Annotated in this window: 23 protein-coding genes; 11 read left to right on the forward strand and 12 right to left on the reverse strand. The window is 59.6% G+C overall.

Annotated elements, in window-relative coordinates; genetic code table 11:
* Positions 1-3 precede the first annotated feature (3 nt).
* A complete protein-coding gene (locus tag R3E82_18735) occupies positions 4-303 on the forward strand; it encodes an antibiotic biosynthesis monooxygenase (GenBank protein ID MEZ5552925.1) in 300 nt (99 codons plus the stop codon).
* Here R3E82_18735 and R3E82_18740 read toward each other — a convergent pair.
* The 3 genes from R3E82_18740 to R3E82_18750 form a co-directional block, all read right to left on the reverse strand.
* The gene (locus tag R3E82_18740) at positions 297-1,697 is read right to left on the reverse strand and encodes an MFS transporter (GenBank protein ID MEZ5552926.1); all 1,401 of its coding nucleotides are present in this window, start codon (positions 1,695-1,697) and stop codon (positions 297-299) included. The two genes, R3E82_18735 and R3E82_18740, sit on opposite strands and share 7 nt — an antisense overlap.
* A gap of 48 nt (positions 1,698-1,745) precedes the next feature.
* Positions 1,746-4,061 (reverse strand): TonB-dependent receptor, encoded by a 2,316-nt coding sequence (locus tag R3E82_18745; protein MEZ5552927.1) that lies wholly within the window; start codon positions 4,059-4,061, stop codon positions 1,746-1,748.
* Positions 4,062-4,174: 113 nt separating this feature from the next.
* Positions 4,175-4,714: a VOC family protein gene (locus R3E82_18750; GenBank protein MEZ5552928.1), complete on the reverse strand. Its 540-nt coding sequence runs from the start codon at positions 4,712-4,714 to the stop codon at positions 4,175-4,177.
* A 158-nt stretch (positions 4,715-4,872) separates the two neighbouring features.
* On the opposite strand from R3E82_18750, the gene R3E82_18755 reads away from it, so the two are divergent.
* From R3E82_18755 to R3E82_18765, 3 genes are read left to right on the forward strand one after another with little or no spacing between them, the layout of a single operon-like run.
* Positions 4,873-5,529, forward strand: coding sequence for a carboxymuconolactone decarboxylase family protein (locus R3E82_18755; GenBank protein MEZ5552929.1), 657 nt, complete (start codon positions 4,873-4,875; stop codon positions 5,527-5,529).
* Between the two features lie 50 nt (positions 5,530-5,579).
* The gene (locus R3E82_18760) at positions 5,580-6,053 is read left to right on the forward strand and encodes a MarR family winged helix-turn-helix transcriptional regulator (GenBank protein MEZ5552930.1); all 474 of its coding nucleotides are present in this window, start codon (positions 5,580-5,582) and stop codon (positions 6,051-6,053) included.
* Between the two features lie 13 nt (positions 6,054-6,066).
* The gene (locus R3E82_18765; GenBank protein MEZ5552931.1) at positions 6,067-6,474 is read left to right on the forward strand and encodes a nuclear transport factor 2 family protein; all 408 of its coding nucleotides are present in this window, start codon (positions 6,067-6,069) and stop codon (positions 6,472-6,474) included.
* A 41-nt stretch (positions 6,475-6,515) separates the two neighbouring features.
* Here R3E82_18765 and R3E82_18770 read toward each other — a convergent pair whose 3' ends face one another.
* The 3 genes from R3E82_18770 to R3E82_18780 all read right to left on the reverse strand — a co-directional run bounded on the left by R3E82_18770 (position 6,516) and on the right by R3E82_18780 (position 8,855).
* A complete protein-coding gene (locus R3E82_18770) occupies positions 6,516-6,959 on the reverse strand; it encodes a MarR family transcriptional regulator (GenBank protein MEZ5552932.1) in 444 nt (147 codons plus the stop codon).
* Positions 6,959-7,543: an NAD(P)H-dependent oxidoreductase gene (locus tag R3E82_18775; GenBank protein MEZ5552933.1), complete on the reverse strand. Its 585-nt coding sequence runs from the start codon at positions 7,541-7,543 to the stop codon at positions 6,959-6,961. Before R3E82_18775 ends, R3E82_18770 begins: the two co-directional genes overlap by 1 nt.
* 148 nt (positions 7,544-7,691) lie before the next feature.
* Positions 7,692-8,855 (reverse strand): acyl-CoA dehydrogenase family protein, encoded by a 1,164-nt coding sequence (locus R3E82_18780; protein ID MEZ5552934.1) that lies wholly within the window; start codon positions 8,853-8,855, stop codon positions 7,692-7,694.
* Between the two features lie 240 nt (positions 8,856-9,095).
* Between R3E82_18780 and R3E82_18785 the strand changes: the two genes are divergently transcribed.
* From R3E82_18785 to R3E82_18800, 4 genes are all read left to right on the forward strand, one after another.
* A complete protein-coding gene (locus R3E82_18785) occupies positions 9,096-11,450 on the forward strand; it encodes a TonB-dependent receptor (protein MEZ5552935.1) in 2,355 nt (784 codons plus the stop codon).
* 75 nt (positions 11,451-11,525) lie between these two features.
* Complete coding sequence (locus R3E82_18790) at positions 11,526-12,749, forward strand: cytochrome P450 (protein ID MEZ5552936.1); 1,224 nt, start codon at positions 11,526-11,528, stop codon at positions 12,747-12,749.
* 9 nt (positions 12,750-12,758) lie between these two features.
* On the forward strand, positions 12,759-13,322 hold the full coding sequence (locus R3E82_18795; protein ID MEZ5552937.1) for a MarR family winged helix-turn-helix transcriptional regulator: 564 nt from the start codon (positions 12,759-12,761) through the stop codon (positions 13,320-13,322).
* Complete coding sequence (locus R3E82_18800; protein ID MEZ5552938.1) at positions 13,319-14,686, forward strand: MFS transporter; 1,368 nt, start codon at positions 13,319-13,321, stop codon at positions 14,684-14,686. Before R3E82_18795 ends, R3E82_18800 begins: the two co-directional genes overlap by 4 nt.
* A gap of 20 nt (positions 14,687-14,706) precedes the next feature.
* On the opposite strand, the gene R3E82_18805 is transcribed toward R3E82_18800, so the two are convergent.
* The 6 genes from R3E82_18805 to R3E82_18830 are packed head-to-tail and all read right to left on the reverse strand — an operon-like array spanning position 14,707 to position 19,740.
* The gene (locus tag R3E82_18805) at positions 14,707-15,072 is read right to left on the reverse strand and encodes a nuclear transport factor 2 family protein (protein MEZ5552939.1); all 366 of its coding nucleotides are present in this window, start codon (positions 15,070-15,072) and stop codon (positions 14,707-14,709) included.
* The gene (locus R3E82_18810; protein MEZ5552940.1) at positions 15,062-16,015 is read right to left on the reverse strand and encodes a 2-dehydropantoate 2-reductase; all 954 of its coding nucleotides are present in this window, start codon (positions 16,013-16,015) and stop codon (positions 15,062-15,064) included. The genes R3E82_18805 and R3E82_18810 overlap by 11 nt, the downstream gene beginning before the upstream one ends.
* A gap of 36 nt (positions 16,016-16,051) precedes the next feature.
* On the reverse strand, positions 16,052-17,185 hold the full coding sequence (locus R3E82_18815) for an enolase C-terminal domain-like protein (GenBank protein ID MEZ5552941.1): 1,134 nt from the start codon (positions 17,183-17,185) through the stop codon (positions 16,052-16,054).
* Positions 17,186-17,221: 36 nt separating this feature from the next.
* Complete coding sequence (hpaH, locus tag R3E82_18820) at positions 17,222-18,025, reverse strand: 2-oxo-hepta-3-ene-1,7-dioic acid hydratase (protein ID MEZ5552942.1); 804 nt, start codon at positions 18,023-18,025, stop codon at positions 17,222-17,224.
* A 9-nt stretch (positions 18,026-18,034) separates the two neighbouring features.
* Positions 18,035-18,514, reverse strand: coding sequence for an aromatic-ring-hydroxylating dioxygenase subunit beta (locus R3E82_18825; protein MEZ5552943.1), 480 nt, complete (start codon positions 18,512-18,514; stop codon positions 18,035-18,037).
* Positions 18,511-19,740, reverse strand: coding sequence for an aromatic ring-hydroxylating dioxygenase subunit alpha (locus R3E82_18830; protein MEZ5552944.1), 1,230 nt, complete (start codon positions 19,738-19,740; stop codon positions 18,511-18,513). Before R3E82_18830 ends, R3E82_18825 begins: the two co-directional genes overlap by 4 nt.
* An 81-nt stretch (positions 19,741-19,821) precedes the next feature.
* Here R3E82_18830 and R3E82_18835 point away from each other — a divergent pair, with 81 nt between their 5' ends.
* The 3 genes from R3E82_18835 to R3E82_18845 all read left to right on the forward strand — a co-directional run bounded on the left by R3E82_18835 (position 19,822) and on the right by R3E82_18845 (position 22,819).
* The gene (locus R3E82_18835; protein ID MEZ5552945.1) at positions 19,822-20,931 is read left to right on the forward strand and encodes a hypothetical protein; all 1,110 of its coding nucleotides are present in this window, start codon (positions 19,822-19,824) and stop codon (positions 20,929-20,931) included.
* On the forward strand, positions 20,931-21,548 hold the full coding sequence (locus tag R3E82_18840; protein ID MEZ5552946.1) for a flavin reductase family protein: 618 nt from the start codon (positions 20,931-20,933) through the stop codon (positions 21,546-21,548). Before R3E82_18835 ends, R3E82_18840 begins: the two co-directional genes overlap by 1 nt.
* 221 nt (positions 21,549-21,769) lie before the next feature.
* Entirely contained in the window at positions 21,770-22,819 is a 1,050-nt protein-coding gene (locus tag R3E82_18845; protein MEZ5552947.1) for a hypothetical protein, read from the forward strand.
* Positions 22,820-22,853 lie beyond the last annotated feature (34 nt).

The following is a 22,853-nucleotide window of genomic DNA, read 5'->3' on the forward strand; positions in this document are numbered from 1 at the left end:
CAGATGAGCGAAGACAAACGACACATCGTGATCGTCACCTTTGTGACAGAGCCGGACACTCAGGATGAGGCACTGGAGAAGATCGGCGCCTATGTCGGCAGCTTTCTGAGCAGGCAGCCCGGCTTCGTCGAGAGTTTCCTGCACAAAGGGCTGGACGGTACCAGCATCGTGCACTACGCAAAGTGGCAGTCGGAGGCGGACTTCAAGGCTGCCGGAGAGAAAGCACGGGCGCATCCCGATCTGCCCGCTCTGCTGGTCTACCAGCCGAAGGGCCTGGGCTACCGGGTCTGGTCCACCTACTGAGCAGCCCGTTCCGCAAGCGCATCTTGCTCCGCAAGCGCATCTTGCTCCGCAAGCGCATCTTGCTCCGCAAGCGCATCTTGCTCCGCAAGCGCATCTTGCTCCGCAAGCTGGGCGCGGATCGCAGCAAGGCTGCGCCAGAGAATGAGCCCACCCAGCGGACAGAGTATGGCCGCGCACAGGGCTATGGATTTACCGATGGCTTCGTCGTAGCCGAACACATAGTCGGTGGTCGCTGCCACCAGTGTCGGCCCCAGTCCAAGCCCGATCAGATTCGATACCAGCATGTACAGGGCGATCACCTGACCGCGCATCCGGTTCGGCGCCATCAACTGCAGAGTGCCACCACTGACACCGCCCTGAAATGCGGAGAAGAACACCGCGAGGGCCATCAGCAGGATGGCCGCCAGATCATTACTCGTGAATCCGAGGGCGACTGTGCAGGGAGTGATGCAGACGATACTGACCAGAATGGTCCGCACGTAAGCATCTCGGGTTCCGCGCAACATCCAGGCATCCGCAATCGTGCCCGCCAGGAGCAGACCGGCAGTCCCGGCACCGATCATGATCAGACCGAACGTCCAGCCTGCCTGCGCCGGGCTGTAAGCAAAGGTGCGGATGAAATAGGTGGGCCCCCAGAGATTCAGGGCATACACAACCATGATGAAAAGTGAGACACCGAAGATGTGGCCGCCGAAAGCCGCCTTCCGCTGCCAGAGATAGCCGACTACTTCAGGCAGCGGGATTGCCGCGGTATCTGTACCCGCCAGCCCGCGCCGTGGAGGCTCGCGGATCGTGAGAAAGACCAGCAGGGCGACCAGCAGACCCGGCAGCCCGACAATGAAGAACGTCAGCTGCCAGCCTTCCACCGGGCCGAGCACGGGCAACACCACCTGACCCATGCTCGTCACATAGGCAACCACCGCCCCGCCGAGCATGTAGGCAAAGCCGGAGCCCAGCGTCACACCGATCATGTAAACCGAGAGCGCTCTGCCAAGAACCGTCTTCGGGAAGTAGTCGGTGATCATGGAATAGGCACCCGGCGCGAGCGTCGCTTCGCCGACACCCACTCCGACACGGGCAATGAACAGGGTCCAGAATCCACGTGCCAGTCCGCACAGCGCAGTCATCGCACACCAGACCGCAATACCTGCGGCGATCAGATTACGCCGGTTCCGGCTGTCTGCGATGCGCGCCAGCGGAAGACCCATGATCGCGTAGAAGAGGGAGAACGCCAGACCAGCCAGCAGACTGTACTGGGTGTCGGAGATCTGGAAGCTCTCGCGGATGGGCCCCACGAGCAGGCCCATGATCATGCGATCGAGGAAGGAAAACGCCTGGGCAAGCAGGAGTACGGCTACCACATACCAGGCGTATCCGAGGCTGGCACTTTTCAATTCATACCAGCCTCTGGCTCAAACGCACCCGTGCCGAACTCGTTCCCTCTACTTCTGGTATGCGAGCGTCAGGCCATAGGTCCGCGGCAGACCCCAGAAATGCTGGTTGAAAAACTGGGCGGTGGGTGTGAGCCCGCTAGTGTAGTGCTTGTCTGTGCAGTTCTTGCACCAGGCCTGCACGCGCCATTTGTCATCCGGGCTGGTCCAGCCGGTGCTGGCATCCATCAGCCAGAAATCGCCCGTATCACCTTTCGGATTGTTGCTGGTACCACCGGCGGAGTATTTGCTCTCGTAGTCGGTCGCGGCGCGTACATGGAATCCCCCCATACTCGTGTTCCAGTCGTACTGGGCGGAGAGGTAGATCTGGGTCTTCGGCGCGCGGGTAAGTTCCAGATCGGTATGATCCCGGTCCACCAGCCAGGTACCATTCGGCAGCGCAACCACTACCCCACCACAGTCAGAAACCGGATTGGTCTCCACTGCCGGTCCATCGAGGTCGGCACAGAAATCATCGTACTCCGAATGCAGCAGGCCCAGCACACCCTGCAGGGTCAGACCATCGATCGGAACAGCGGTAAGCTCCAGCTCCAGGCCGTAGACGGTTGCTTCGCCGATATTCTGTGACGCTGTTTCCTGGCCGGTCGGGTTGTTGGGCGACGGGAAGAAGACTTCGAAGGCCAGCTCTTTGTAGTTCGTGTAAAACGCGGTGGCATTGGCGCGCAGGCGGCCATCCAGGAGATCACTCTTGACACCGACTTCAAAGGCGTCGGAAGTCTCGTCGTCGGTCGGACCCGCGGTGAGATCCGAGCCTGCTCTGGCACCGAATTCACCCGCCTTGTAGCCCTGGGAATAGGTCGCGAAGCCCATCACGTAGTCGGTGAACTGATAGTCGACACCGACCTTGATCGTGGTCCGGTCGCTGTCGAGTTCGCCATTGACCGTCATCGGCTGCCGCGACATCTCGTCGATACTGGGCCGGGAAGAAGGATTGGTCGCGGAGATCTGAGTCCCGAAGAGGGTGCCCGGATTGCGTTCGAAATCCTTATGCTCATCCGTGTAGCGCACGCCGAACAGGAAATTCAGCCGGTCGTTGATTGCGTAGATCGCCTGACCAAAGATCGCCTTGCTTTCACCCTTCTGGTGGGCGTAGTCGGCAGACGACGGATTACCCAGGGTCGGGAAAGACTGCACGATTTCATGCTTCTGTTCGAAGTAGAACAGACCCCCTACCAGTTCGAGGTTACCGAGGAAACCGTCCATGTCCGAGAAATCGGTCTGCACCCGGATTTCCTGGCTGAACTGACTGTGTTCCTGATCTCTGAAAGTCGGGAAGAAGGGCAGCTCGGTCTGATCGAAATCCGCCGCCGCGAAATCGTCTGTCGAGATGTAGCCGGTGATCGAAGTCAGCGTGTAGTTACCGACATCCCAGTTCATGATCCCGGTCCAGCTGTCCTGATCGGTGTCGTAGAAGTCCAGCGCATCACGCCCAACTGTGAAGTCACCGTCGTCGGGTTCGCCGTTCCAGAAGAAGGGTGCACCGGCGAAGAAGATGTTGATCAGCTGATTGGGATCGGAATCGTCGTCCCCACCGGGGGCCTGGCTGCGTTCTTTCAGCCAGCCATAGATCAGAGTGGCATCAAAATTCTCGGTCGGGGTCCAGGAAAGGGTCCCACGGATCGAATCCACATCCTCGCCATTCAGATGACCGCCGTTCGCCCGGTTCTTATAGTGGCCGTCATAATTCTGGGCCAGGCCGGAAATTCGAGCAGACAGCTTGTCTTCGATAATGGGGAACTGAACCGCGCCACGGAAATCGAGGCGGTCGTAGTTGCCGCCTGTCACTTCGGCCCTGTAGTCGACTGTGCCGTCCGGCTTGATCGTGTCCACCGCTACCGCACCGGAAAGGGAATTCTTACCGAATGTGGTGCCCTGGGGTCCGCGCAATACCTGCACCGTGTCCACATCGAAGAAATCGATCAGGGTGGCCACCGGTCGCGATATGTACACGCCGTTGACCGATACACCGTTTCTCAGCTCGTTGGTGGACTCGATGGTAAGCGCGCCCATTCCGCGGATGTGGATGGCCGAAGAATTCGGCGCGAAGGTATTGGGCTGAATATGCACGTTTGGAGACTGGGGGCCTACATCGCGCAGATCCAGGGCAGTAATCTCCTGAAGCATGGACTGGTTGAATGCCGTTATGGCAACCGGCGTCTCCTGGGCTGTCTCTTCCCGATAACGCGCGGTAACGACGACTTCTTCGATGGCGCCCTTTGATTCCTCGGCACCAATCACTACAGGTGACCAGACTGCGGTACTCAACGAGGCACAGAACAGAACTACTCGACTATGGAATACTTGCATGACTCTCTCCTTTCACACAGTTAGTATCAGTTGGGCGGGTCCGATCGGGCCCGCATCAGATTTCGTCCGTTGGTTTGCGGAGCTGGAAAGCCTCGCCGTCTACCGGCGTCTGCTCAGTCGACGCTGACAGGCTCACTGTTCACGTCCCGCTGATCGAGCTCCCGAGTCCAGGCTGCGAACTCCAGCAGGATCCCGTCCGGATCCTTGAAGTAGATCGAGCGCACAAAGGTCGATTCGGTGAGTGTCGGACTTGCCTGGGTTTCAGAGTCGTCATGATTGACCACGGGAGTGACCTCTACGCCGGCCGCCTCCAGCTTGCGCTGGTATTCATCGATCTTGTCCAGCGGAACATCGAAGGCAACGTGGTTCATCGACGCGTGAGCAGATGTGATATCCCCCTGCCCGACCAGTGCCGCGGCATGAGAAACCCCGGGTTCACTCTTACGGGCGTTGGGAAACCAGAAAAACGCCAGCGAATCCCCCTTGCCGATGTCGAAGAAAAAATGCTGACCCATACCGCCGGGCAGATCGATGGTTTTGGTAAGCGGCATGCCGAGAACGCCGGAATAGAAATCCACGGTCGCCTTCATGTCACGGCACACCAGTGCCAGGTGATTGATTCCTCTGATCTCAAATTTCTGATTGGTCGGCATTGGCCTCTCCTCCGTTGCGCGGGTCAATATCGTTGACTAAGTACAAGTCTGTCAATAGCATCATTGCAGTTCATGCGTTGAAATAGTGCCCGCGCAGTCTCAACACTCGTGTTGGCGGCGGCCTTTCAACTTCGCTTCCGCAATCGAGGGAGAATGCAATGCCGAGACTACGACAGGTACCTAGAAGCAAGGCCGGACAGAATGTCCTCAAGTACTATCAGGCGCTGTTCGGCGATCGGGATCCGGTGGCCGAACCCGGGACTGCCACCGGCACACCCGGCAACTGGTGGACGGTCTTCGCGCTGGTACCCTACATCTTCGATCACGCGACCAGTCATTTCGGCATGTTCGGCATGTTTGCGGATAAAAGTATCAGCCAGCTCGACAATAAGGTTCGCGAGCTGGGCATCATGCGGGCCGGATACACACAGGGAAGCCAGTTTGTTTTCTCCCAGCACTGTAAAGCAGCCAGACGCTTCGGTATCACGGATGCACAGATCGCAGCGATTCCACACTGGGAGGTATCCGACGAGTTCGATGCTAAAGAGCGGGCGGTGCTGGCCTGGGCGGACGCTCTGATTCTGCATGGCGGGCGCGCATCCGATGAACTGTTCAATGTCCTGCATTCGCACCTGAGTGATGAAGACATCCTCGAGCTCACATATCACGTCATGGGGTACAACCTTCATGCGGTATGCTGCAAGGCACTGCGTCTGGAGTTCGACGATGTCCCTGAACGCATTCGGGAAGTACCGGTTCCCGGTGCAGGTGAACCTGCGGATTGGGCAGGCGGAGCATGGAAGAAGGAGAACTGAGTAATGCCGGCGAATCAACCCATTGAATACGGCAGCCCGATTACCGGCGCGTGAATCCCGGAAAAAAGTCTGCCGCACCATCCGCCGGTTCCGGAGATCACGTGCTCCTGCGGGATCTGGTGCATGCCACCTACTGGATCGATGACGGCCTGCAGGCCTACATGAAACAACACGCGGGAATGTCTCTACCCCGCGCGCAGTCGATGATGATGGTCTACCTTTCCGAAGGTATCGACCGACCTGCCGATCTCGCAAAGCGCCTGCGCATCAGCAAACAGGCGGTACGGCAGGGACTGAAAGAACTCATGACCAAGGAAATGGTCACCCTGGAGCCCGATCCGACCAACGGCAGGCAGAAGATCGTGCGATTCACCCCGCGTGGCCGGGAACTGCGCGACATCGCCAAGGAGGGGCTGGGGGATCTGGAGCGCCTGCTGGTGCGGCGCATCGGCAGGTCCCGGGTCGATGGGCTTCGCGACGCTCTGCACCAGAACTGGGGCTCCGCTCCGGAATCAGACAGCTAGGGAGGACTCCGCGATGAACGAGTCAGCGTTGACAGTCGCCGGCCGGCTGTTCGCATGCATTGAAGCCGGCAATCCGGCCGGTGTCGACGCGCTCTACGCCACCGATGTTGAGGTCTGGCATAACTTCTCGAACTCAGTACAGAGCAAAAGCGAGAACCTGAGGACACTGGAAGGCCTGATCAGCAGTGTCGCGGCCATCGAATATGAAGTGAAGGAGCGTGTGGCGCTGGACGATAACCGAATTCTCCAGCGCCACGACCTGCACTGCACAACGGCGGGCGGGGAGCGTCACACCATTCCCGCCTGCATCTTCATTACCGTGAAGAATGGCAGGATCGTCCGTATCGACGAGTACCTGGATAGCGTCCAGGCCAACGTCCTGCGGGCTGCGACGGGCAGGGAAAAGATCAGCGACAGTTAATCCGCCGGATCCACAGGCATGCCGCGTTCACCAGGACAGGATTACAGGTCTGCCTCGACGAGATTCGCATAAACAGTTGCCAGCAGCTGTTTCAGCTTCTTCTGATCGGCGGCAGAAACCCCGCGTACCGCCACATCGTTCACTTCTGCAACATAGGGCATCAGCTTCGCCTGCAGTCTTTTCGCCTTCGGCGTCAGCTTGATCCGGACTTTCCGCTTGTCTTCCGGATCACTGCGTCTGGTGACGAATCCGTCCCGGACCAGGCTGCGGATCATGAGCACCGTGGTCGCCTCAGTCGCCCCGACCCGATCGCTTAATTCACGTTGAGTGATGTCGTCCTCTGCCCAGAGCACCCGCAATGAGCGCCACTGACCACTGCTCACGCCGTGGGCGGCGATGCGCTTTTCCAGTTCCCGGGCAAACAGCCTGAAGTTGATCCGGCACAGGAAGCCGATGCTCTGCATGGGATCATCGAAGCGGTGCATTAATCTGCGAGCCGACCCAGAAATCCCGAGAGCGCTTCTCCTACCCGCTGTACCATGGCCTGGCCGGTCGCATCCTTCAGCGCACCGCCGTCGTCAAAACTTTCCGGCTTCGCACCGGGAACACCCCAGTGCTCTGGAATCACCGTCACCCCGATACCACTGAGTATCTGGCGCAGATGCGCCTGAGCACGGATTCCACCCATCGGCCCCAGCGATGCAGACAGGAGCGCGGCGATTTTACCGTTGAAACAGGCCAGATGGGGTTCATCGGGCACCGGCCGGGTTACCCAGTCGATGGCGTTTTTCAGAACACCGCTGATGGACGTGTTGTATTCCGGCGTAGCGATCAGCAGCCCCCGATGCGCCTTGAACAGGCGCTTCAGTTTCAGCGCGTTCTCCGGAACGCCTTCCGCAGCCTCCTGATCGCCGTCGTAAATCGGCAGAGGAAAGTCCCGCAGGTCGATCACCGTCACTTCCGCGTCATCGCGGCGGGCCGCCTCTGAAGCGATGGCCAGAACCTTCTTGTTCACCGATGCGGATCGGGTGCTGCCTGCAAAGGCCAGTATGGATTTACTTCCACTCAAGTCGATAACTCCTTGCTGCCGATAAAAGAAAAAGCTGCAGGCAGATTAACCGGACAGGACGGCATCTTGCCACAGCGGAACGATTCGGACACAGGTGAATACCGGCTTCTCATACCGGCTTCTCATACCGGCTTCTCATACCGGCTTCTCATACCGGCATGGAAACCGGCATATCCAGCAGCACGCGTCCGTACTGTTCAGAACTGATGTCCAGATCGAACACCGTGTGACAGGAGAGCGTGTGCATGTCCCGCAGCATGCGCTGGAGAGGATTGTCGAGAAAATGCGCGTGTGCGCCGCTGGCTTCCACCACATCACGCACCACGTCCCGGGATTTCCGGACGACGTCTCCGATCCGTACGCGAAGCCTGGCACGCTCGGCGTCCGGACAGACGATTCCGCTGCGACCCCATTCTTCGGTCTCCCGGGCGAGCTGCATCAGAAGTATTTCCGCGTTCTCAGCCGCGACCGCAATCTGACCCAGCCGGTGCTGTGTTACCGGCTTCTCACCCTGGGCAGTGGTCGTGCCATAGACCATGCGCTCCTTGAGTCGCGCGCGAAACAGTTTCACCGCCTTCCTCGCGCAGCCAACCGCGGGTGCCGCTGCGGTGAGGCCGAGCACGGCCATCATCGGCATCTTGTACAGATGGGAATCGAGCCACTTCGACCCTTCTGTTTCGCCCGAGCGCATACTGGTAACGCTGGCCACCCGGTGTTCGGGTACAAATATATCCCTCACCGCTACATCGTTGCTGCCGGTTCCTGCCATGCCGGCGATGTTCCAGGTATCGATGATCTCCACGTCGGAAATCGGCACTGCAAACATGCACAGATCCATTTTGTCCGTCCCGGCTATCGGCGTCAGTGCACCCAGCAGCGCCCAGTCGGCGTGCATGACGCCGGTACCCCACTCCCAGCGCCCGGTTACCCGATAGCCACCTTCCACGGGCGTCGCTTTCCCCTTCGGCGCAAGCGTACCGGGTGCGATGATGTACGGCTGTCGGCCGAAGATGTCTTCCTGGGCTTTGCGGTTGTAAAGCGCCAGCAGCCAGTTGTGCTCGATACAGAAGGTGGTGACCCAGGCGGTCGACACGCAACCCTCACCGAGGGCGAGCCCGATCTTCATGAAGGTTTCCATACCGAATTCATAACCATCGAAGCGCTTCGGCACGAAGTAACGATAAACGCCGGTCTCTTCGATGGCGCGCATCACCGAATCCACCGGTTTGCGGCCCGCCTCCGCCTCCGCGGCATGGGCCTCGAGCATGGGCACGAGTTCTTCAATCCGCGCGAGCAGCGTTTCTTCCTGCATTTTTCTTCTCTCCCCGGCCCCTGGCAGTAGTTGATTCGCCTTCTGCGAGCGTTGCTTAGTGTGTTAGCGGCGTCAAATGATTTTACACAATTAACGTCCCGCCTCAAGGCTCAGGGCAGCACGGTGACCGGGGCAGAACGGACCTTCAGTGTAAAACCATTTGACCTAGGCAGCGGAGTCCGGTTACATAAAGACGGCTTAAGTACTTAGCTGCCTAAGGTTTGACCGGGAGAGATCAAAATGCAGGTTAATGGTTTAAGTCCGCTGCGCCATGCAGTCGGAATTCTGACAATGCTGGGTCTTGCGGCTCCGCTGTTCGCAAGTACCAGCGATACCGTACTCGAAGAAATCGTTGTGACGGCCACCAAACGTACCGAGAGCCTCCAGGATGTACCGATTTCGATCGGCGTTGTCACTGGAGAGACCATCGAGCAGTACGGCATCTTCAATCTGCAGGATCTGCAGAGTTTCGTTCCCAATCTCACTGTCCAGCGTACCTTCGGTAACTGGGCCGTGCGTATTCGCGGTCTCGGATCAGGCGTGACCAACCTCGCCTTCGATTCCTCGGTGAGCATATTCAGCGACGGCATCTATTGCGGACGCTCGCGCTGTCTGGAAACCGCCTACCTCGACCCGGGCCGGGTGGAAGTCGCCCGGGGACCCCAGGGCGCACTGTTCGGCAAGAGCACCATTGCCGGTGCGCTGGGTGTGTTCTCGGCGCGACCCACGGACACATTCGAAAGCTTCGTGAAAGGCGGCTACGAATTCGAAAACGGCGGTTACACCACCTCGGCCATGGTCTCCGGTCCGATCGCGGACAACGTGCGCGGCAGGCTCGCTGGAGAATACCGGGACGTGGACGGATGGATGTCCAACCCCTACGGCCACGACGATGCGCCCTCCACCAAAGCCTACGCCGTGCGGGGCAGCATCGAGTGGGACATCAATGAGGACTCCATGCTTTACCTGAAGGCGGAAACCTTCAGCACGGACATGGACGGGCGCAGCAATCAGCTGGTCAGCCCCGGTCTGTTCGGCGGACTCACGGCAGATCCCAATCCGGAGTACGACCGCGACAGTACCCGCAGGGTAAGCACCGGCACCAGCAAGGATGAATTCGACAACTCCGATTCCTTCGGCTTCACCGCGCAATTCGACACCATGCTCGGCGAGCACTCCCTGGCGGTCATCGCCGGGTACTGGGATCTGGATTACGACAACTACCTCGATGTGGACGGGGTGCCCGAGAATTTTCTGAACACAACCCTCTCCGAGGACTACGACCAGCAGTCTCTGGAAGTCCGCCTGCTCTCGCCGGTCGGTAACAGATTCGAGTACATCGCCGGCGTGCTCTACCACACCAGTGACACGAAGACCCGGCAGCATTCACCCTTCGGTTTCTTTCCCGCCTTTCTGGCTCCGGTACCGGTCGGCGGTGACCGCAACTTCAAGCGGGACAGCGACACCTGGTCGGTCTATGCCCAGACCACCTGGCACATCACAGACCAGTGGCGTGTCATCGTCGATGCCCGCTACACAGACGAGAAGCAGAAAGCCGAAGGCCACTCCTTCCCGGTTTCGTACCCTGATCTGATCAATCCGGTCTACACACCAGCCGCCTTCAACCAGCCGCCCGAGTATCTGTTCAAGGAAACGTACAACGACGACAGCTTCGACCCGTCGATCCGTATTCAGTACGACTGGACGGATTCCCTGATGGTTTATGCCGCGATTTCAACGGGCTCCAAGCCCGGCGGTCTGAAGGCAAACGACGGCAACCTCGGCACCCAGCTGCTGGCAAAGAACGATACCGCCTACTACCAGCGCTATGTCGGACAGCCGACAGTAACGACCGCAGATCTGCTCGCGGGGGTTACCCTCGACCAGGGTAATGGGGTCTTCGATTTCAAAGGCGAAGATGCCACCAACTACGAACTCGGTCTCAAGGCTCTGTTCGCCGACGGACGTGCCTCGCTGAATGCTGCGGTATTCACGATGCAGTTCGACGACCTCCAGACGTCCTCCTACGACGGCACCCAGTTCATCATCCAGAACGCAGCATCCGCTGATGTGACGGGCTTCGAACTGGAGGGGATGTTTCTCGCCACCCCGGACGTGCAGCTGCACGGATCACTGGGCTATGTCGATGCGACCTACGACGAGTTCATGGGCGCACAGTGCATCGTTGCCGATGTAAGCGGCGCTTTCGAGGACCCGACCTGCGTTAACGGATTCGAAGATCTGAGCGGCAAGCGACTCGAGCGCAGTCCGAAGTGGGAAGTCAATCTGGGTGTCGACTGGCAGAAGCAGATCAACAACGATTTCATCCTGTCCTCCAGTCTGTCGATGTACTACTCCGGGAACTACTATGTTCGCCAGGATTTTCATCCTTACGGAGAACAGGACGATTTCACCAAGTGGGATGCGCGGATCGCACTGGCGACGCCGGACGACACCTGGGAAGTAGCGCTGATCGGCCGGAATCTGACCGACAAGCGCATCATTCAGCACGCCTACGAGGTGGCCGGCTCGAACTTCGTCGCAGAAGGTGTGGGCAGAACGCTGACACTTCAGGCTCAATACCGGTTCCACTAGCCTCTGCGAACCCGAACACACCCTGGCTGTTAACAGCCAGGGTGTGTGTCGACGGCATGACATCGACGGATGGTCATGCCGGAATCTGCAGAGACAGTCGAGGCCAAGCCCATGCTGGAGATACCCGAACCCACCTCTTTAGAATTCCGGCACAACGCGATCGAAATCTACCAGCGCCTGCTCCGGGAGCAGCCTGTCCTGCCTCTGTCCGAGGGACGCTACCTCATCTGCCGCCACGCCGATGTACGCTGGGCACTGCGTGACCACGATAAGGTTGCCCGCCCCACCACATGGTCCAGCGCGAGGAAGCCACCCGGCCCGTTCCGCGAATTCGGCAACAACAACATGATCGCGATGAATCCACCGGATCACACCCGTTTCCGGAAGGCCATCATGCGCGCCTTTTCACCTCAGAAGGTCACCGCGCTCACTGACTTCGTGACCACTACCTGCGACTCTCTGATTGACCGAATGGCGCAACAAAAGCGCGGCGATTTCATTGATGACTTCGCCTACCCTCTGCCGGTGGCCGTGATCTGCGCGATGCTCGGAATCCCTGCCACCAACCACGAAGTGCTGCGTGAGGGTTCCGCGGCCATGCTCGCGGGGCTGGAGCTCTCCGCTTCACCCGAAGAGCTGGCACACGCCGGGGACGCCGCTCAGCGTCTGTTCGATTTTCTGCGGGCACTCGTCGAGGAGCGCAGAAGCGACCTGGGAGACGATCTGCTCAGTCTCCTGCTGCGCCACCAGCAGGAAGACCACCTGAGTTCCGATGAAGTGGTCTGGGCGGCGATCACCCTGCTGCTCGCCGGGCACGAAACAACCACCCATCTGCTGGGTAACGGCCTGCTGGCTCTGATGCATGCACCAGGTGATTTCGACCGCCTCTTCCGGCAGCCGCAGCTGATAGGGAATGCCGTCGAAGAATTCCTGCGCTTCGACCCGTCTCTCTACGTCCTCTTCCGTCAGACCACCGAGCCGGTGGAACTGGACGGGGTCGCAATCCCGGCAGGCGCGATCCTGATCCTGTCTCTGGCCGCCGCAAACCGTGACCCGCGGCTTTTCGAAGAACCGGACCGGCTGGATGTCAGCAGAAAGAATGCGGACCAGCACCTGACCTTCGCTGCCGGCAGGCATCTGTGTGCAGGACAGGCGGTCGCCCGCCTGGAAGGCCGGATCGCCTTCGAACGACTGGTCAGGCGTCTGCACGACTTCGAGCTCGACGGTGATCCAGTGCCGCGCAACGGCCTCATGTTCAAGGGGTATCATGCGCTTCCCGTACGCTACAGCCCGCGGTAACAGGAAGTCATGAAAAAGCCCTCACCCAGGCAGTCGCTGGTCGCAGACAGTACACCCGGGCGACCGGTCACAGCCAGAATCATGGCTGGACTGACCCAGGCTATGGACTGGTTCGACAACAGCCTGCAGAACGTGGTGGCTTCACAAGGTTATCAGCCGTTTCACCGCACCCAGTCCATGATCATCATGCACGTTGCCCTGGGCATCGATAATCCTGCGGACATCGCCAGGGAAATGGGTCTGACCCGACAGAACGTGCATCACATGGCCAAAGGTCTGATCGAGGGCGGCATCATGGAGACGACGCCGGATGCCCGGGATCCCCGCCGCAGCCTCTATCGCCTGGCGGATGCCGCCAGCGAACTGCGCAACCTTGCACTCACCACCATGACCGACCTCGAACGGGTGCTGGAGCAGCGCATCGGTGCTGCCCGGGTAAAAGCCATGCGGGCGGCACTCGACGCGGACTGGGGGCCCGACATCTCCAGCGCCGCTGAGCTGCAGGAAATACTGGGCAATGGGACAAAGCAATCCAAGGGGTCCGCCCATGAGCCGGGTCCTGCTGCAACGTGAGATCGGATGACCAGCCCCGACTGAGTCGATCGCAACTCGTACTGTTCGGACTTCCGGAGTTTGCCGTTTATCTGGCAGTGATTCCGATCTCGCTCTATCTGCCCTTCTTCTACTCCCGGGATCTGGGTTTGAGCCTCACGGATATCGGGCTGCTGCTGATGGTGGCCCGTATCAGCGATGTAGTTACAGACCCCCTGATAGGCGCACTGAGTGACCGAACCAGATCGCGTTTCGGCAAGCGGAAGGTGTGGATGCTCGCCGGTACGCCGATGATGATGCTGGCCGCCTTCCAGCTGTTCTCCCCCTCCGGCCCGGTGAGCAACACCTATCTGCTGGTCTGGTCGATGCTGCTGTGGTTCGGCTGGACCATGATCAACATTCCCTACTACGCCTGGGGGGCAGAGCTTTCAGACGACTTTGATGAACGCACCCGGATCACCGGCTGGCGACAGGCCTTCGGCTTCTCAGGCAACATCAGCGTGCTGCTGGTACCTGTGGCTGCGTCCCAGCTGTTCGGCTACGGTGGCGTCGCCAGCGAAGCGCTGACGGTCATCGGTGGCATGGTACTGGTGCTGCTGCCGCTGCTGATCGGACTGACTGTCTGGAAGCTTCCGGAGCGGGTCAGGGTTCTGCCCGCGCACCAGCCCGTGCTCCGCAATCTGAGATCGATGCTGTCGAACGGCTACTTCCTGGTACTGTTCCTCGGCTTCACCCTGATGTCTCTGGGCACCACGATGATCGGCACACTGTTCATGCTGTTCACCACTTACGCAATGGAACTGGAGAGACAGGCCCAGCCGATTCTGCTGGCGTATTTCGCGGTGAACATCATCGGACTGCCCTTCTGGGTCTGGTTGTCGCACCGGATCGGCAAGCGGGAAGCCTGGATGTCAGGCACTCTGATCATGGCGTTTGTCACCCCTGCCTATCTGCTGCTGTCCCCCGGTCAGATCGTGCCCTTTGTGCTCATCACGGCAGTCATCGGTTTTGCCGGCGGAAATTTCGTGGCGCTGTCCCTGTCGATGAAGGCGGACGTGATCGAGATTGCCACCCGCCGGCGGCGTGAAACCGTTGCCGGTTCGTACATGGCGGTATGGTCGCTGGGTTCGAAGACGACCCAGGCACTGGCGGTCGGTATCTCCCTGCCTCTGCTCGGGCTGTTCGGCTTCGATCCGCGCACGGAAAACGGACCCGAACAGATTGATGCCCTGCGCTATGCCATCGGGCTGCTGCCGTCGGCCTGCTATATCGGCGCGATACTCATCATTTTCCGCTACCGGATCTCGAGGGGTCGACTCGACCGGCTGCGCCAGGCGTTCGGTCGCAGGGACAGGCGGCTTGCGAATACAGCGTCCGGTCGCTGAAGTCTCCAGGCGACGCCTGATCAGATTCCCGTCGACTGCCAGGCGAGCAGTTCGAAGGTGCCGCTTTCATGCTTCCAGACACTCAGAAAGCGGCTGCTGAGATTTTTCGCCACAGCGTTTCTGCTCGCGCTGCCCTGGAGGGTGCCGTGGCAGAGAAAAATAGCGCCATGAGCCGACACGCGCACATCGGTCACCTCCAGCGCTGTGTAGACGACCGCGCGCGAGCCGATCGCCTCCAGCAAGGCGCTTTTCGAATCTGATTTTCCTGAGGAATGTGTCCAGATCAGGTCATCACTGAGCAATCTGTCGAGTACAGAGACGTCGCCTGCAATCATGGCCGCTCGTCGCTGTGCGTCTGCTTCCAGCAGTGCTACTTCAAGCTTCATGGGTTTTCCCCTTTTTCCTGTACTGATCCTCGAGTGCTTTGATCAGGCCCGTCAGCGTCGCATTCACCGGTGCCTGGAGTCCGACCTTCTCAGCTTCCCGCGGAATCGCACCGTTGATCACACCGACCTCGCTGACCCGACCCGCCTCCAGATCGAGAAGCACGGAGGGTTTCGCATCGGGCATGCGCGCCGCAAAGGCACGAACATGAGCGATGGGATCATCGAACCCGAGTGAGATTCCCCGGGCGAGCGCCACAGCATAGGCTTCCGCGGCGGCGGCACGGCTCACCGGCCCCACATCCGCGTGGTCCATGGCTTCTCCGATCGTCATCCCCGTCAACCCGCAGGGTGCACTGTAGGCAACGTTGCAGATCAGCTTCTCCCACTGCATCGCTGCGATATCTGTTACCGGCTCGGCGTCGAATCCTGCCTCACGCCAGACACCCGCCACCCGTGCTACCTCCGCATGCGGCAGCCCCGCATAGGCACCCATGCGGATCGCCTTCATATCATTGTGGTGGGCGTGTCCCGGTTCCGGCAACGATGCACCGAAGCCCTGGGCTACCCCCACGATCAGCCGATCCGGATCGACCACGGCCGCCACAGCCTCGGAACTGCCCAGGCCATTCTGGATGGTCAGAATAAGCGTTTCCGCTCCGATCAGTGTACGCGCCGATTGTGCAGCAGCGGTGACGTGGGCGGCTTTTACGGCGATGATCAGCAGATCGACCTCGGCACCAGGCTGAGCGCCCGGAGGCCGGCTGTACGCGCGCATCACGACCCGCCGGTCCCCGCTGGCTCCGGAGACTCGCAGACCCCGGGCGTTGATGGCATCGACATGGGCCTGATTGGTGTCGATGGCGAGCACACTGTGTCCGGCGGAGCCGAGCAACCCGGCATAGATGGACCCCATGGCACCGCAACCCACCACGGCTATCCGCATTTCACTGCACTCCTCTGCCTGCTTTCAGCGGGCATCTCAGACCAGCGCCGCCAGATGCGGGCGCAGTTGCGGCTTCTGCTCGAGACCGAAACCCGGCGCATCGCCGGGCCATACCTGCCCGTTCTCGATTCGACACTCGGGCGAATAGCCACCGAAAGGCTGAAAGACCCCGGGATACGCTTCACAGCCACCGAGACCGAGGCCCACGGCGATGTGCAGATTGATGAGGTGGCCGCCGTGCGGGTAACACTGCTTTCTATCAAACCCTGCTGCCTCCAGCGTCGCCAGGATCTGCCCGTATTCGGTCAGACCGTAGCTGATACCCGGATCCATCTGAAAGACATCCTTACCCGCGCGCATGCCGGCGTAGCGGATGAGGTTGCGTGAATCCGCAAGGCTGAAGAGATTCTCGCCCGTCGCAAGCGCGCCGTCATAAGCCTGGGTGAGGGTGCAATTGAGTTCGTAATCCAGGGGATCGCCGGGCTCTTCGTACCAGCGCAGATTCAGCGACTGAATCGCACGCCCGCAGGCCAGTGCTTCTTCGAGTCCAAAGCGGCCGTTCGCGTCAACCGCAAGCCGCGAGCCGGCACCGCAAATCTGCAGGGCTGCCTCTATCCGCGCCATGTCCTGTGTCAGGGGGGCACCGCCAATCTTGATTTTGAAAGCGTCGAAACCGAGCGCCTGGTAGCCCTTCAGCTCCTCGCGCAGGCGCAACAGGGAATCCTGGGGGTAGTAGTAGCCGCCCGCTGCATAGACCGACACACCCCGCCGCTCCAGGGAACGTCCGGCATGGCGTGCGATGTTCACATAGGCAGGTTCATCATTGAGTTTCGCGTTCAGATCCCACACCGCAAGTTCTACAGCCCCCGCAGCACCGGCACGATCACCATGACCACCAGGTTTTTCATTGCGCATCGAGGCTGCGGCGACTTTCGCCGGATCGAATTGCCCGCCATCCTCAGCGAGCAACGACTGCGGATCAGCACCCAGCAGCCGCGGAAACAGGCGCTCCCTGAGAATGCCACCCTGTGCAAACCGGCCGATGGAATTGAAGCCATAGCCCACCACAGGCCGTCCACCGCGCTGCTGATCGGTGATCAGTGCCACGAGCGAAACCGTGTGATCCGCAAAACTCACCATCGCGTTGGCAATGGCTCCTTCCAGCCCCACCGTACGTTCCCTCGCAGCGACTATCCGCATCGGCGACTAATCGAAATGGCAGGAAATCGCACCCAGCTCACCATAGTCCGCATGGAAAGTATCGCCGGGCAGGATGGCAACAGGTCGGGTAAAGGAGCCGGCCAGAATCACCTGGCCGGCCTCGAGTCCGATGTCGTGAGCGGCAAGACGCCGGGCCAGCCAGACGATGCCGTTGGCCGGGTGATTCAACACCCCGGCGGCAACACCGGTCTCTTCAATCACCCCGTTGCGATACAACAGTGCGCTGACTCTGCGCAGATCCACATCCATGGGTCGGATGGGTCGTCCTCCGAGAATTACACCGGCTGCAGCGGCATTGTCGGCGATCGTATCCAGCACTGTGCGGGTGCGCCCGCTCTGCGGATCCACCCGGAAACTGCGCGCGGCGATCAGCTCCAGTGCAGGCACAACGAAATCCGTGGCCTTGAGAACTTCCCAGGGTGTGAGCCGGTCACCCTGCAATCGGGTGTTCAATACAAAAGCCAGCTCCACTTCGATCCGGGGATCGGTAAATCGTGCCGCTTCAAGGCTGGCACCGTCATCGAAGAGCATGCTGTCGGTAAGGGTGCCGTAGTCCGGTTCGTCGATCTTCATTGCGACCTGCATGGCACGGGAGGTCAATCCGATCTTGCGTCCACGCAGGCTTTCGCCCGCAGCGTACTTCAGACCCATCCAGGCATCCTGGATCGCGTAGGAATCCGCCATTGTCATATCGGGAAAATCCGCAGAGACGGGTCTGATCTGGTGGCGTTCACGTTCGGCCGCTTCAAGAGCTTCAGCGGCATTTCTGATCTGGTCTGCGGTCAACATCGAGGTTTCCTAAAGCGGGTACACGATGGTGTTGGGTACCAGCACCGAATCGTAAACCACACGCTTTTCCGCAAATTCCATGCTGCCTTCCGCGTTTCTAACCACCACATCGAGATAGCGGCCGACACTGAGAATTTTCGGCAGCTCATCGTGCAGGACTTCGAACACCACATAGTTTGCTGTGACATCGATCTCACCGCTGGAGCGCACCGAGCTGGCGATGTTCGTAATCTGATGCCGCAGGTAGCGGGGTTCGTGCATGATGGTTTCCTGCACCGAGCGCACCCGGTCTTGCAACATCCCTCGACTCTCACAACGCATGATTGCCAGCGGCAGGCCCTGGTCGAAATTATCCCTTGGAATAATCAGATACATGCAGGCCTCGCTGAACAGTTCCGGCCACTGCTCCAGGGGACCATCATCGAGCAGCCCGGCATAGCGGAAGTACAGGTCTTCCAGTTCCCGCTGCGCACCCGGATCCAGATTCACAGTTCCATCACCCTGCGATAGTGATCATAGAATGCACGCACAGCAGTTTCTGTGACCATATGGCTTTCGTCCGCCCGCCCGGTGCCACCCATCAGCAGCACACCCCGATCATCGGAATACTGGGTGACGCCGTCCTGGGCGAGCTTGATCACCTCGCTGTCGTCTGCGGACACGAGGCCGGCAGAACTCATGAGATTGGCCTGACGCAGTCGCCGCGTAATCATGGCTTCGTCATCATCCGCATAGCCGAAGAACGTCCAGGCCAGCTCGAACGCACCCGGGTGTCGCGGACGGATCTGGCGCATCGCCAGAGTATTGGACTGCTGCTGCACGATGAGATTCGGCCACAGGGTCTGCATGACCACAGTGGCGTTGTCCGGAAACTCCTTGACCGGATCTAGCAGCCTCGGATCACTGAGTACGAAGTCTTCGCGAAGATTGGCAATGTCTTTTGTGGCACTGGTCCTGCGCTGCTCTCCACGGCGGGAGATAAGCAGTGCGTGCCCTCCGCTGTCATCCATGGCGACCTGTGAATCCTGATCTGCGCGGAACAGGCCAAAGGTCACCAGAAACACGTGCAGCAGAGACGCATGGTATGGGTCCTTGATGTTCTCGAACATCAGCTTCCAGTTGCCGGGTATGAGCTGACGTGAGTAACCCAGCAGCCGCAGCTCGCGGCCGTCGAACACACGATTGAAATAGGCGAGATTGGTTTTACCCAGATAGTCTTCAAACGGCGGCGGATTCTGGTTGAAAGACGCGAAAATCACACCGTTGTGCACGGTGATCGCGAGCCGCGGCAGACTATGCGCCGCCCGGTCGAAGTCCGCAGGCATACCGCCTTTGCCACTGACGCCCTTTATGAACGGCACACCCCGCAAACCGCCCTGGGCATCGTAGGACCACTGATGATAGGGACAGACAAAAAAGCGTGTATTGCCTTTGCTCTGGCGACAGATCTTGACACCACGGTGGGCGCAGCGGTTCGCAAAACCGCTGATCTGACCATCCTGACCACGGGTGATCACGACCGAGCGTTGACCGATCTGGCTGACCAGATAATCGCCGATCTCCGGGATCTCGACGCTCAGACCCACATAGGCCCAGCCCTCTCCACAGAAGATCCGCGCCATCTCCCGCTCAAAAATCTCCTGATCGGAATATATCCGATAGGGCACTTCGGTAATGCCACCTGGCGGCCAGATCAACTTGGATTGGTCGTTCATCGTCTTCCGGTGCCGGATTGTTGACGAACAGAATAATACTTTGGTATCAAAGGATATTGAAACCCCCGTAGACCCGCAGCCATGGCAGACAGAGCAGATCCCAGGCCGATTCTCCTGAATATTTCCAGTCAGTGCGACGGGATCGGTGATCCTTCGAAAGCCAAACCCGCAAAGGACTGGCCACCGGTCACCATCACGAAAGAAATGATGGACACCCAGATCGAGATGCTGGCCGATCTGCCACGGCCTGCGAATGGCCGACGGCAGACGATGTTCATCCATCCCAGTGCGCCTACACCGGGTAGAGGACTCACACCGGGCGTGCGGGTAACCCTGGATGTTCTGAAGCCGGGTGAGGAAACCGTGCCCGTAAGACACAATTCGACCCAGGTGAATTTCTGCATACGCGGCAGCGGTCGAGCCGTGGTCGGAGACAGGACGATCGCCTTCCAGCAGTACGATGCCTGGAATCATCCCTCCTACGCCACCTACCGGCACATCAATGATGGCAGTGATCTGCAGGTCCGGCTGACCTACTCGAACGCGGCACTGCTCGAAATGATGCGCGTGCATCTTGTGGAAGAGGACCCGAAGCCGATTACTCAGACGGACGAAGCAGAACGTATCGACTCCGCTCCACTGCCTACTTTTACAATCGGGGAAGACGGCGCCGCACTGATGCCGTATGAAACACTGATCAGCCCACGCGCTGTGCCTTCAAATTGCCTGCACTGGCCGTGGAAGACCGTAAAAGAGCAACTCGACAAGCTGGCCGCACTGGGCGATACCTACCAGGGGCGTCGCCTGTATCTGCTCTTCAATCCGCGTACCGACAGGTTCAATGGCACCACCCCAAATTTCTTTTCCACAATCACCATCCGACCGCCAGGCATTGTCGACAAACCTCACCGGCACGTCTCCTCCGCCATCAACTACTACTTCCATGGCTCCGGATACAGCCGGGTTGAAGGGAAGCGCTACGAATGGAAAGCCGGCGACCTCATGGTGTCGGCTCCCGGCTGGGCGGTGCACAACCATGCGTCCTACGATGAACCCGTGTACGAACTGACCATTCAGGATCAGCCACTCAACATTTACATGGAATCTCTGCTCTGGCAGGAAGACCTTGCCCGGCCGGCGCGCATACTGGGCACGGACGAAGGTTTTGCCACCAATCGTGCGAATGCCTGATGTTCTTTGACCCCCGGGAGAATGTGCGACCGGCGCCCCTCACACACAATCCACTCAACGCCCTGATCGCACCGCGGCCGATCGGCTGGATCTGCAGCCTGTCCGCTACCGGGCAGGTGAATCTTGCTCCATTCTCTTACTTCAACGCGGTGTCGGCCGATCCTCCGCTGGTCGTGTTTGCACCCAATGAAAAAACCGGTGGTGGTCCGAAGGATACACTGGCCAACGTCCGCTCCACGGGAGAGTTCACCGCCAGCATCGTTTCGGAATCCCTCGCCCGGGCGATGAACGAAACCTCCCGGGAAGTGGACCATGGTGTCAATGAATTCGAACTGGCAGGCCTGACGTCCGCGCCATCCCGGCTGGTGAACGCGCCCTTCGTTGCAGAGGCGCGAGCCGCACTCGAATGCGAAGTCTGGGACATCATTGCGCTGCCTTCGAAACCCGGTGGACGTGGCAGCCATCTGGTGATCGGCACCGTCGTCGGCATTCACATCAACGATTCGCTCATCAAGGACGGCCGCATCGATACCCCGGCACTCGCGCCGGTAGCCCGCCTCGGCTACTTCGATTACTGCGTGGTACGGGAACTGTTCGAGTTGAAACGACCTGACTGACCCGTCTTTCTGAACGGCCGGAAGAACTCCCGCTCCAGCCTTTCCTGTACATCTGCGGGTATCCAGCCAGAACAGCAGGCCGCCGGGTTCTCTCCCCTCCCGTCGCTTCTTCATTCTGACCATGCCATTAAACAGTCCCCCAGGAATTCTGCTGTCCCGCTGTTCATTTAAACGTTTTCTGCCGGTATGGTGCTGGGTATCCACTCACCCCAGGAGGCGTGGTGGCAGCTTCCCAACCCGAACTGAAGATTATCGAACTGGACTCAGTTATCGATACTCTGCTGTCCTCCAGTCAACCTTCCATCCGTTATAAGACCAGACTACACATCCTCGGCGAGTCGCCCACCAGCAGACCACTCAAGCGCCTTACGGCAGAGATCAGGCAATCCGCCCTTGCACGCTGCCTGCTGCAGAATCAGCAGGCGGACGGTCGCATCACTGCACCTTCTGGCGTCTACGCAAAGTGGCAGGGCGCACACTGGATTATGGCCGCCCTAGCCGATACCGGCTATCCGGGCGGTGATCGCAGCCTGCTTCCGATTCGAGACCAGTTGCAGGAGCAATGGTTGTCCGAGACCTACTTCGAAGAATTTGAAGCACCATCGAAGCCGATGGCATATCGACGAAACGGTGTACCCGTCATGCAGGGACGACATCGGCGCTGCGCCTCCCAACAGGCGAATGCACTCTGGTCGATCCTTCGGCTCGGCCTTGCCGGTAAAAAGACCCATGAGTTCGTCGAACGGCTTCTGCACTGGCAGTGGCCGGACGGCGGCTGGAACTGCGACAAGAACCCGGACGCCGCGCACTCCTCTTTCATGGAATCCATCCTGCCTCTGCGGGCGCTGGCGCTGTACGCTCAACTGTACAGCGACCGCCGCGCCGGAGATGCCGCCGGTCTCGCCAGCGAGATTTTTCTCAAACGTCATCTGTTCTCGAGGCAGACAGATGGTAGTGTGATGAAAGCCGAATTCACTCTGCTCCACTATCCCCTGTACTGGCACTACGATTTTCTGCACGGCCTCAAGGTGCTGGCAGAGTCAGGTTTCATTCAGGATCCCCGCTGTGTTCCGGCGCTCGTACTGCTCGCGGACAAGCAGTTACCCGGAGGTGGGTGGCCGGCGGAGAAAAAATATTACAGAACCTCCGGGAAAGTCGCGTTGGGCCACGACTTCGTCGACTGGGGTCCTACCGGTAGAAAGCGCATGAATCCCTGGGTGACTCTGGACGCGCTGATCGTGCTGCGAAGCGCCGGCCGCCTACCCGGTTAGCGCTACCCGGCCGTGCAGTCCCGCCTGTGATGGC

The sequence above is a fragment of the Pseudomonadales bacterium genome (assembly GCA_041395945.1).
Classification (GTDB): Bacteria; Pseudomonadota; Gammaproteobacteria; order Pseudomonadales; family Azotimanducaceae; genus SZUA-309.